General features: G+C 53.7%; 9 protein-coding genes, 1 tRNA gene and 3 pseudogenes. 8 read left to right on the top strand and 5 right to left on the bottom strand.

Features of this window, described 5'->3' with window-relative positions; genetic code table 11:
* Positions 1 to 36: 36 nt before the first annotated feature.
* A complete protein-coding gene (locus J7G73_RS05510) occupies positions 37 to 594 on the bottom strand; it encodes a BRO family protein (RefSeq protein WP_291245530.1) in 558 nt (185 codons plus the stop codon).
* Positions 595 to 612: 18 nt separating this feature from the next.
* On the bottom strand, positions 613 to 747 hold the full coding sequence (locus J7G73_RS05505) for a hypothetical protein (protein ID WP_291244534.1): 135 nt from the start codon (positions 745 to 747) through the stop codon (positions 613 to 615).
* A gap of 146 nt (positions 748 to 893) precedes the next feature.
* On the opposite strand from J7G73_RS05505, the gene J7G73_RS05500 reads away from it, so the two are divergent.
* From J7G73_RS05500 to J7G73_RS05490, 3 genes are all read left to right on the top strand, one after another.
* Positions 894 to 1271, top strand: a complete 378-nt coding sequence (locus J7G73_RS05500; protein ID WP_291244533.1) for a helix-turn-helix transcriptional regulator — start codon at positions 894 to 896, stop codon at positions 1269 to 1271.
* A gap of 293 nt (positions 1272 to 1564) precedes the next feature.
* On the top strand, positions 1565 to 2638 hold the full coding sequence (locus J7G73_RS05495) for a type I restriction endonuclease (protein WP_291244532.1): 1074 nt from the start codon (positions 1565 to 1567) through the stop codon (positions 2636 to 2638).
* A gap of 140 nt (positions 2639 to 2778) precedes the next feature.
* A complete protein-coding gene (locus J7G73_RS05490) occupies positions 2779 to 3855 on the top strand; it encodes a site-specific integrase (protein WP_291244531.1) in 1077 nt (358 codons plus the stop codon).
* Positions 3856 to 3941: 86 nt separating this feature from the next.
* On the opposite strand, the gene J7G73_RS05485 is transcribed toward J7G73_RS05490, so the two are convergent.
* The 3 genes from J7G73_RS05485 to J7G73_RS05475 form a co-directional block, all read right to left on the bottom strand.
* Positions 3942 to 4033: transfer RNA gene (locus tag J7G73_RS05485), tRNA-Ser, on the bottom strand.
* Positions 4034 to 4169: 136 nt separating this feature from the next.
* Positions 4170 to 4496: a hypothetical protein gene (locus tag J7G73_RS05480; RefSeq protein WP_087185482.1), complete on the bottom strand. Its 327-nt coding sequence runs from the start codon at positions 4494 to 4496 to the stop codon at positions 4170 to 4172.
* Between the two features lie 105 nt (positions 4497 to 4601).
* Complete coding sequence (locus J7G73_RS05475; RefSeq protein ID WP_291245529.1) at positions 4602 to 5186, bottom strand: helix-turn-helix domain-containing protein; 585 nt, start codon at positions 5184 to 5186, stop codon at positions 4602 to 4604.
* A gap of 187 nt (positions 5187 to 5373) precedes the next feature.
* Between J7G73_RS05475 and J7G73_RS05470 the strand changes: the two are divergent.
* The 5 genes and pseudogenes from J7G73_RS05470 to J7G73_RS05450 all read left to right on the top strand — a co-directional run bounded on the left by J7G73_RS05470 (position 5374) and on the right by J7G73_RS05450 (position 11387).
* Positions 5374 to 6182, top strand: a pseudogene (locus J7G73_RS05470) (alcohol dehydrogenase catalytic domain-containing protein).
* Positions 6183 to 6584: 402 nt separating this feature from the next.
* Positions 6585 to 8273 (top strand): annotated as a pseudogene (locus tag J7G73_RS05465) (ammonium transporter).
* 94 nt (positions 8274 to 8367) lie between these two features.
* Positions 8368 to 9357, top strand: coding sequence for a Gfo/Idh/MocA family oxidoreductase (locus tag J7G73_RS05460; RefSeq protein WP_291245528.1), 990 nt, complete (start codon positions 8368 to 8370; stop codon positions 9355 to 9357).
* Between the two features lie 108 nt (positions 9358 to 9465).
* Positions 9466 to 10974 (top strand): annotated as a pseudogene (locus tag J7G73_RS05455) (DNA methylase).
* Positions 10971 to 11387, top strand: coding sequence for a hypothetical protein (locus tag J7G73_RS05450; protein WP_087296436.1), 417 nt, complete (start codon positions 10971 to 10973; stop codon positions 11385 to 11387). Before J7G73_RS05455 ends, J7G73_RS05450 begins: the two are co-directional and overlap by 4 nt.
* Positions 11388 to 11421: the final 34 nt, after the last annotated feature.

The raw sequence follows: 11421 nt of genomic DNA, 5'->3' as shown, positions 1-11421 counted from the left end.
GGTTTACTCCTTTCCGCCCGCCTTGTGCGGGCTTTTTTATTGGACTGCCCCTTCGCTCAGCTGCCTGATCTCCTGGGCAATGCACTCTTCCCAGAAGCGCACATTATCGCGGATCCCTTCCCGTGTCTTGCGCCACTCGTCATAGCGTTTCCGAGCTTCGTGTGCTTGCCTGCCGGCCTGAGCGGTGATGCGTTCAATATCCGCCAGCAGCTTGCGGTTCCGATCCAGCTTTGCCTGATATTCATCCAGCTTGGCCAATCGTTCCGGCGGCACGCCATAAGCTCCGGTCTTACGGATGCTGGGCAGCACATCGTGGGTCACCCAGCGCTTGAACTGTTTCGCCTCCGGCTTGTCCGACCGAAGGATGACGGAGTAAAGACCGGGTTCGTTGATGATGGTCATTTCCTGGGTGCCGCCGGGGGTGTAGATTTGACCTACCCCCTTTTCGTCATCGTCCAGCCGCTTCTTGATGTCAGCTGCGTTCTGAATGTTCAGCACCCGGCAAACATCCCGCAGCACCCACCACAGGCCGTCATCCCGCTGGACGGTGCGCAGCTGCTCGCCGCTGTAAACAAAAATCTGTAAGTTGTTCATGTGGTTCTCCTCTCTCTTTTATGCAGGTTTCGCTTCAGCCATCGTAGGAGGGGCGGCTCTACCGTCAATCCATCCCATCACATACTTTTTGTCACCAGCTTCAAGCTGCATGAACTTTTCAATAACGCGAAGCATCATTTCGGTATCAGACATTCAAATCACCTCCAATTCGTCTCTTTGTGACAATTATATGTCCCATTGAGTGCAATGTCAAGTGTTTCGTTGGATTTTCTGTTGACAACGTGACTTTTTTTGATTATTATAAAACCATGACAATCACGCAAAGCGAGGTGAAGATAATGGAAATCAAGGATCGTTTAAAGGAGCTACGCAAATCCTTAAATCTTAGCCAAGATGAATTCGGAACCCGACTTGGTGTAGCGCGGAACACTATAGCCAATTATGAGATTGGTTTACGAACTCCTCGCGAGGCTACTATTGTGTCCATCTGCCGTGAATTCGGAGTAAACCGCATCTGGCTAACTCAAGGCATTGGCGAAATGTTCGAGGAATCTGACGACACGGCTCTTGATCTGATTGATCAGGTGATGGCCGGGGAGAGCGATTTTGCGAAAGCTCTTTTTAAAACTTTCGCAAAGTTTGACCGGCGCGACTGGGAAGATTTAGAACGTCTCATCGATAAGCTGATTGAGACAAAAAAAGAAGCCGACCAATAACGGTCAGCCTCAAGCTATCGTACGGAATTTATTTCAGGTAAATATATCGAACATATTTATATATTTTTTCGAGCAGTTGAACACTCGTAATATGCTCAATCATCTCAACAATCTCCTTGCGATATGCTGCAACAATTTCATTCATTCTATACCCCACTTTCTCCGCACGCCGCGAAATCCCTTTTCAACATCATACAACAATTAGTTGTTATGCTCAATGCACAAATTCGACAAAAAACAACCATTAAGTTGTCTCTCTGATTAAAGATGCGAAAATAGTTTGGAGGATTATCATGGATTTTAGTGCAAGTGCCCGCGAACTGAGCGACCGTATTACCCGGCTTGCTCCCAATATCAAAACCGAAGAAGCAACCAAGACATCACTCATCATGCCGTTTTTTAGTATGTTGGGGTATGACGTTTTTAACCCATTGGAATTTTGCCCCGAGTACATTGCAGACTTCGGGATTAAAAAGGGCGAAAAGGTAGACTACGCAATTCTGGACCAAGAAGGAAAACCTGTCATCTTGATCGAGTGCAAAAGCTGCGACCAAAGGCTCGAAAAGCACGGCTCCCAGCTTTTCCGTTATTTTGGTGTCACCACCGCTAAATTTGCCATTCTGACAAACGGTATCATTTATCAATTCTTCACCGATCTGGACGAAACTAACAAAATGGATACTCGTCCCTTCTTGGAAATCAACTTCCTTGATCTGAAAGAAAACCTTCTTCCTGAACTCAAAAAATTCAGAAAAGACGTTTTTGATTATGATAAAATTTTCAGCACTGCGTCTGACTTGAAGTATACCAGCCTCATCAAAGATTGTTTGGTGGCCGAGATGGATTCGCCATCTGATGACTTTGTAAAGTGCCTTATCGCCACTGTGCATGATGGCCCTAAAACTCAAAAAGTGATCGACAAGTACCGCCCTCTGGTAAAAAAATCCTTCACCTCGTTTGTGAACGAGCTGGTAAATCAAAAGATCTCCTCGGCGCTCAGCCAAGAAGAGCAGCACTCCAGCACCACCAGCCAGGATTCCTCCGTCGAAGAGACCGTAGAAGAAGAACCTAAGAGCCGCATCATCACCACCGAAGATGAACTGCAAGCATTTTACATCGTCAGGGGCCTTTTGGCTGAAACTGTACCCGTTGAAAGGATCGCCCATCGAGATACCGAAAGCTATTTCGGCATCCTTTTCGATGATAACAGCCGCAAGCCCATTTGCCGGATCAATTTCGATACGAAGCAGAAGCAACTCCTTATCCCGGACGAAAACAAAAAATTTACTCGATACTATCTCGATACAATCAATAGCATCTGCGACTACAAAGACTTACTGGTCGATGTTGTAAAACGATACTTATAAACAAAAAATCCCCCACCGGCGCCAACCGGTGGGGGACCATGAACAGGCTTACTCACAAGGGTGAATAATCCGTCCGCACAACGAGATTATACCACCTCCCGAGTAGGCTTGTCAAAGTGCACCTACAGGGAGGTATTTTTATGTCAATTCGCACCAATACGGCTGTCTGGGTCGAGGGCCGCCAGCGCTGGCAGATCAATGTACAGAAGGACGGTGTGCGCAAAACCTTCGTGAGCGCGAAGCCCGGTCGTACCGGCCAGCGAGAGGCCAACCGGAAAGCCGATGAGTGGCTGGAGCACTCGGTTATCAGCACATCCACCAAGGTGGACGTGCTCTACCCTCAGTTTTTGGCGTCCAAGCGGGCCACCACCAGTCTCAGCAACTGCCGCCCAATGGATGGCCGCTGGCGGAATAAGATTCAGCCGTTGATCGGCCAGAAGTCCATCGGCCGGCTGACTGATGGAGATCTGCAGCAGGTACTGGACAGAGCCCTTGCCGGTGGATATTCCCGCAAAAGTCTGCAGAACCTGCGGGCGGATCTATGTGCGTTTTTGAAATGGGCTCGCCGGAACCGTTACACCACCCTGACCGGCGAGGACCTTGAAATCTCCAAAGCTGCTCAGAGGGGTCAGAAACGCATTTTGCAACCGAAGGATGTCCTGATACTCTTCAACGTAGACACCACCATCCTGCGCAAAAATAAGGCCGTGGAAGATTACATCAACGCATACCGGCTGGAGGTGCTTACAGGCCTGCGCCCCGGGGAGATCAACGGGCTGGAATGGGCCGACTGGCACGGCGATCGGCTGGAGCTGCGCCGGGCCATCAACTGCTACGGCGAAACCACCACCGGGAAGAACGATAATGCCCGCCGGGTGGTCTACCTCTCTTCCCTGGCCCGCCAGGTGCTGGAAGATCAATATCGCATCACTGGCCCGAAGGGGTCTGTGTTCTGCATCAGCAACCTCCAGCACTACCACAGCCGCTGGAAGCGATATTGTAAGGTCAATGGGTTGCCGGATATCGCGCCCTATGAAATCCGGCACACGTTTGTGAGCATCAGCGACGCTCTGCCGGAAGCCCAGATGAAAAAGCTCGTCGGCCACAGCCAGAGCATGGACACCTATGGTGTGTATGGCCACGAAGTGCAGGGCGAAGGAGAAGAGATCAGCCGCAACCTGGATGCCATCTTCTCGAAGATCCTCAGCGCCACATAAAGCCGTATGCAAATATGAAGTGTGTACCTTTGTGTGTACCTGAATACAAAAAAGCCCGGTAGAACCGCATTCTACCGGGCTTTTTCTGGCGGAAAGAGAGGGATTCGAACCCTCGGTGGGTTTATGGCCCACACACGATTTCCAGTCGTGCGCCTTAGACCAGCTCAGCCATCTTTCCATCTGTATTTTAGTGCGCGTCAACCGCGCTTGTATATCATACCGGATTTTGCGCCGCTTGTCAACACCTGTTTTTTAATTTTTGAAAAAAATCCCTCGCCGGGTATCGAGACACCCGGCGAGGGAAAGCTTACTGCTCAGCAGCAGCCGCAGTTGTTGTTGCAGCCATCGTCGCAGCCACAGTTGGGGTAGTACAGGTTGTTGGCCACGAATTCCAGCTTATCCTTCAGGATATTCTCCAGGCCGCCGATTACGTTAACCATATTGGCCACCGACTCGTTGACCTCCATCAACTGGCAGAAGTCGATGTCCTCCATGGCAATGGCTTTCTGCAGCTTTTCGCCCTCAGCGTTCAGGATATGGCTCATGGCGGTTTCCTCCAGAGCGATGCTTTCCAGCAGATCGGTGATCGCCTGGTGCATGGTAACGGGATCAGGATTGCGTGCGATGCTCGGCATAGACATGGTTCATTACCTCCGTGATGTGAATTCCCCACACTTTGATGTTGGTTATCCCACTATATGCCATCCCCTGTTTTTTGTGAAAGGGTCCCATCCATGAGCGAGCTATCACAGCCGTTTACGCATCAGCCCATGCCGATTGCAGTACAAATACAAATATCCGTGACCTCTCATATGCAGCCGGCACTGGGCATTTCCTTCCGGATACAGCTTGACCAGCTCCACCCGGTCACCGGAAGCCCATGCAACAAAGGAAATAAAATGGGTCTTGTTCATGGGATGATCCACTGTGACAAATTGCTCATCTTCCACCGCTTCGATCTGCACCATGTGTTCTCCGCTCATTTCCTCCGGCTCAAGCTGTGGCAGCGGAATGCCGCAGCAGCTGATGGCCGCCTGGCCGGCGGCAGGAATCACATTGCCGCAAACAGGGCAGACATAGAATACCGTACGTTGCATATTCGCTGCCCGGTTGTTGTTGCTGATCTTATCTACGGAAAGCAGCTCCATCAGGCTGACCCCCAATGCAGCTGCAAGAGGCTCGATCAATGTGATGTCCGGCAGTCCTTTCCCGGTTTCCCATTTTGATACTGCTTTGTCGCTCACATCCAGTTTATCGGCCAACTGCGCCTGCGTAAGCTTTTTGGCTTCCCTCAGTTTTCGAATGGTGGCTCCGGTGACGTATGCGTCCATGTTCGCTCTCCTTTTTTCGTTCTGTTTGCAGGGTTCATTATAGCAAACTACTCCCACCGCAACAACCTACGCTGCGTGGAGCTTCTGATTCGTCCCATCTGCAATGGTATGGAAAAAATTCGTATTCGGGTGTAAACTGATAACAAGATATTCAGATTTCTTCCTGCAAGGAAAAGGAGTGTTTTACATGCTGGCTTATACCTACGTGCGCCCCGGCGTATTTGAACTGAAGGAAAAGCCCCTGCCACAACTGCAGAGTGATCGGGACGCCATTGTAAAAGTGACCCTTTGCAGCATCTGCACCAGTGATCTGCACATCAAACACGGTTCGGTGCCCCGGGCAGTGCCGGGTATTACCGTGGGCCATGAAATGGTGGGAATTGTGGAGCAGGTGGGGTCCGCCGTGACCAAGGTCCGCCCCGGCGACCGGGTGACCGTGAACGTGGAGACCTTCTGCGGCGAGTGTTTTTTCTGTCAAAACGGCTGGGTCAACAACTGCACCGATCCCAACGGTGGCTGGGCTCTGGGCTGCCGCATCGATGGTGGTCAGGCGGAATATGTGCGTGTCCCCTTTGCGGACCAGGGTCTGGACCGCATTCCGGACAACGTGACCGATGAGCAGGCTCTCTTTGTGGGTGATGTGCTGGCCACCGGCTACTGGGCGGCGCGGATGTGGTTCTTGAGGTGGCCGGAGCGCCGGAAACCTTCCGCCTTGCCTGGGAATGTGCCCGGCCTAACGCCATTGTGACCATTGTGGCGCTCTACGACGGTCCGCAGACGCTGCCGCTGCCGGATATGTACGGCAAAAACCTGATCTTCAAAACCGGCGGCGTGGACGGCTGCAACTGCAGCGAGACCCTGGAGCTGATTGCACAGGGCAAGCTGGATACCACCGCACTCATCACTCACACCTATCCCCTGGCAGATATTGAGGCTGCCTACGACCTGTTTGAACATCGGCGTGATGGGGTCATCAAGGTGGCGGTGCGCTGCTGAGCTGCAGAATCCATCGGCCGCTTTCACAAGGTCAGACCAGCCCAGTGGACACATTTTATTCATTTTAACGCTTTATCGCTTTTTTACGATATTCTTTTAAATTTTCTATTGACTTTCTTTTTTTGCAGGGCTAGAATAAGGGCAGCAAAGGCGCTTTGATGGGAACAAAATCCCCGCAAAGCGCCTTTGTCGTTTTATTCGCCCACCTGCCGCCACCGGCACGGTGGACACACACCCTTCAGGCAGCACAACGGCGTGCTGCGCGGTTTCGGAGCCTGACCGCGCGGCCCGCCGTTTTTGTTTTGCCCGCATTGAGTTTGAGGAGGGAAAGTTATTATGACACAGGAACTCACGACCATGATCACGCAGAGCGTGAACGACCAGGTCTTCGGGATCTAGTTTCTGATCGGCGCGGCACTGGTATTCTGGATGCAGGCCGGCTTCGCCATGGTAGAGACCGGCTTCACCCGCGCCAAAAACGCAGGCAATATCATCATGAAAAACCTGATGGATTTTTGCATTGGCACGGTGGTGTTCATCTTCCTGGGCTTCGGCCTGCTGTTGGGTGAAGACGCCCTTGGTGGTTTTATGGGTCTGCCCACCCTGGGAATCTTCACCGACTACGCAAACTTTGACTGGTCCAACTTTGTATTCAATCTGGTGTTCTGCGCTACTGCGGCGACCATCGTTTCCGGCGCAATGGCGGAGCGCACCAAATTCCTTGCCTACTGCGTATACTCCGCTGTGATCTCGGCGGTGGTCTACCCCATCGAGGCACACTGGATCTGGGGCGGCGGCTGGCTGAGCCGTCTGGGCTTCCACGATTTCGCCGGCTCCTGCGCCATCCACTACTGCGGCGGTCTCACCGCGCTGATCGGCGCTGCTATGCTGGGCGGCCGTATCGGCAAGTTCAGCCGTGACAAGAACGGCAAGGTCACCAAGGTACACGCCTTCCCCGGCCATAACCTGGTAATCGGTGCGCTGGGCTGCTTTATCCTGTGGTTCGGCTGGTACGGCTTCAACGGCGCTGCCGCCACCACTGGTCCCCAGCTGGCTTCCATCTTCATGACCACCACCATCGCTCCCGCTGTGGCCACTGTAGCCTGCATGATCTTCACCTGGGTCCGTTACGGCAAGCCGGACGTCTCCATGTGATTGAACGCTTCGCTGGCCGGTCTGGTGGCCATCACCGCTTCCTGTGATGTGACCGATGCCTTGGGCGCCTTCATCATCGGCCTGGTAGCCGGTCTGCTGGTGGTCTTCGGCGTATGGTTCTGCGATTATGTTCTGCACGTGGATGACCCGGTCGGCGCGGTTGCTGTCCATTTCATGAACGGCCTTTGGGGCACCATCGCGGTTGGCCTGTTCGCCACCAGCACCGCCCCGGAATCCACTCTGGACGGCGTATTCTACGGCGGTGGCTTCAGCTTGCTGGGTGTCCAGCTGCTGGGCGTTGCGGCCGTTGGAATCTGGACCGCTGTTACCATGTTCATTGTCTTCAAGGTCATTGATTGCACCATCGGCCTGCGGGTCACCCAGGAGGAAGAGATCGAAGGTCTGGATGCCAAGGAGCATGGTCTGGCTTCCGCTTATGCGGGCTTCAGTATCATGGACGCCACTGCCGGCGGCATGGTGGAGAACGAAAACACCGATCTGGGCACTCCCGACTATCACGTTGCCAGCGAAGCCCAGAAGGCTGCCGCTGTTCCGGTGGTAAAGAGTACCGACCTGAACACAGGTATCCACAAAGTAGTCATCATTGCCCGCCTGTCCCGCTACGAGCGGCTGAAAAACGCTTTGAACGATCTGGGCGTGACCGGCATGACCGTCACCCAGGTAATGGGCTGCGGCATCCAGAAGGGTGCCGGAGAGAAATACCGCGGCGTTGAAATGGACATAACCGTTCTGCCCAAGGTAAAGGTAGAAGTCGTTGTGGCGCACATTCCTGTGGCCGATGTGATCGACGCGGCCAAGAAAGTGCTGTACACCGGCCATGTGGGTGACGGCAAGATCTTCGTTTACAGCGTGGATCAGGTCGTGAAGGTCCGCACCGGCGAAGAAGGTGTGCAGGCACTGCAGGACGTGGAATAATCCCTACATAGTATCCCCTTTCTTTTGACAGAATCCCCTCCCTTCGGGTATACTGGAACCATTGCGTACAGTTACCCGCAGGGAGGAATTTTTTATGAATCTGGGCATTTTAGGCGCGGGTTCCATTGCCGGAACCATGGCGCAAACCATTCAAAAGCTTATTGAGTCCGGCTGTAAAGATGTTGCCCTTTACGCCGTAGCGGCCCGAGATCTGCCCCGTGCTCAGGCTTTTGCCGCTCAATACGGTGTACAGAAAGCCTTCGGCTCCTATGAAGAGATGCTGGCTGATCCGGCGTTGGATCTGGTGTACATCGCAACACCTCATTCTCACCACTATCAGCACATCAAGCTTTGCGTTGCCCACGGCAAGCATGTGTTGTGTGAGAAGGCCTTCACCGTGAATGCCCGCCAGGCAGAGGATGTGCTCCGCTACGCCGAAGCACAGGGTGTACTGGTGACCGAAGCCATCTGGACCCGGTACCAGCCCATGCGGCAGATCATCCGGCAGGTGCTGGATGAAGGGGTGATCGGCACGCCCGGCTTGATCACTGCCAATCTGTGCTACCCGGTAAGTGACCGGCTGCGGATCGTGGACCCGGCTCTGGCAGGCGGCGCACTGCTGGATGTGGGCGTTTACGCGCTGAACTTTGCCGAAATGGTGTTCGGCCCCGCCGACGAGGCCCACGCCAGCTGCACCAAAAACGAGCTGGGCGTGGATATGACCGATCAGATGGTTCTCACCTGGAAGGACGGAAAGGCCGCGCATCTGACCGCCGGCGTTACCGTGGCTTCCGACCGCTCCGGCTGCATTTACGGCGACAGAGGCTATCTGGTGGTGGAGAACATCAACAATCCACAAAGCATTTCGGTTTACGATGCCGACCATCGTCTGGTCCGCCAACTCTCCTGCCCCGCTCAGCTCACCGGCTATGAATATGAAGTGCTGGAAACTGTACGGTGCATCCGGGAAGGAAAACTGGAATGTCCCTCCATGCCCCACGGCGAGACTATCCACATCATGGAACTGATGGACCGGCTGCGCGCTCAGATGGGCGTAGCCTACCCCTGTGAAGGACTGGAATAATCTGAACCGAAAAAAGGAGTGAAGCCCCGGCTTCACTCCTTTTTATCTTTTATGTTATAATTTTGCTGAGAAAACACGGCAGACTGCCAGAAAGGAGGCATTCCACACATGAAATCGCGCACCTATATTGCGATCGATTTATAATCCTTTTATGCTTCGGTGGAATGCCGGGAGCGAGGGCTGGACCCCATGAACACCAATCTGGTGGTGGCGGATGAAAGCCGCACGGAAAAGACCATATGCCTTGCCGTGACCCCCTCACTGAAGGCTTATGGCATTCCCGGCCGGGCCCGGCTGTTTGAGGTGATCCAGCATGTGAACGGAGAGAATGCCCGACGCCGTCTTTCTGCTCCGGGTCGTCAGCTGACGGGAAGCTCCTGCTTTGCCGATGAACTGAAGGCCTGCCCTGCTCTGGCGGTGGATTACATCATCGCCCCGCCCCGCATGGCTTATTATATGGAGTACAGCACCCGGATCTACAACATCTATCTGAAATACATTGCGCCTGAGGATATTGTGGTGTATTCCATTGATGAGGTTTTCATGGACGTGACCGGATATCTGGGCACCTACGGTCTTTCTGCCCGGGAACTTGCTCGAAAAATGATTCTGGATGTTTTGCAAACCACCGGCATCACCGCTACGGCAGGCATTGGCTCCAATCTGTTCCTGAGCAAGGTAGCAATGGATATCGGCGCAAAGCATATCCAGCCGGACGAAAACGGTGTGCGCATTGCCGAACTGGATGAATTGAGTTACCGGCAAAAGCTCTGGAGCCACCGCCCGCTCACAGATTTCTGGCGTGTTGGCCCAGGATATTCCCGCAAGCTGGAGCGATGCGGCATCTTCACTATGGGTGATGTAGCCCGTTGTTCCGTGCAGAACGAGGACCTGCTTTACAGCCTGTTCGGCAAAAATGCCGAACTCCTGATCGACCATGCCTGGGGCTGGGAGCCCTGTACCATCGCGGCCATCAAGGCCTATAAGCCCCAGAGCAGCAGCCTTGGTTCCGGGCAGGTGCTCCAATGCCCTTACCCGCACCAGAAGGCGAGGCTGGTGCTGCGGGAAATGGCGGAACAGCTGGCCCTTGACCTGGTGGACAAGAACCTTGTGACCGACCAGCTGGTGCTCACTGTCGGCTTTGATATTGAAAATCTGACCGACCCTGCCCGCCGCAAGCGTTACCAGGGGCCGGTGATAACCGACCACTATGGCCGCCAGGTCCCAAAACACGGACATGGCAGTGAGAATCTGGGCGGGCATACCTCCTCTGGAAAGCAGCTGCTGGAAGCGGCCACCGCTCTTTTTGACCGGATTGCTCCGCCGGAGCTTCTGGTCCGAAAGCTGAGCCTTTCGGCCAATCATGTAATCCCAGAATCCCAGGCCGTGAAAACGGACAGTGGCCCGGAACAGCTGGATCTGTTCACCGATTACTCCGCCCTGGAGCAGGAGAAAAAAGCCCACCAGGCTGAGCTGGAAAAAGAACGCCGCATGCAGCAGACCATGATGTCTATCAAAAAGAAGTTCGGCAAAAACGCTATTCTCAAGGGCATGAGTCTGGAAGAGGGCGCCACCGCCCGGGAACGCAATGCACAAATCGGAGGCCACAAAGCATGACAAATTCTTATGAGGACATCCTACATCTTCCCCACCATGTTTCCCCCACCCGGCCTCAGATGTCAATGGAGGACCGGGCCGCACAATTTTCCCCCTTTGCAGCCCTTGTGGGATACGATGCCGCTATTGATGAAACCGCCCGCCAGACCGAAGCGCAGATCGTGTTGAGTGAGGACCGGAAGGCTGAGCTGGATCTGGTCATGCAGCAGCTGCTTCGCCAGCTGGACCGAAAGCCAGAGGTGGCGGTGCGCTATTTTGTGCCGGATGAACGCAAAGCGGGGGGAGCATACCTGCACACCATCGGACGGGTGAAGAAAATCGACTTTTTTACCCGAGTTCTTTTTTTCACAGACGGGATTCAAATTCCGCTGGACAACATCATAGAACTGGAAAGCCGTTGTTCTGAAGAATAAACTTTCCAAACGATCTCTTCCTATGGAAAACGCC

It is taken from the genome of Allofournierella sp. (assembly GCF_017889395.1).
Lineage (GTDB): Bacteria > Bacillota > Clostridia > Oscillospirales > Ruminococcaceae > Allofournierella.
The sequence above is the reverse complement of the archived record's forward strand: the minus strand, read 5'-3'. Positions and strand labels throughout refer to the sequence as shown.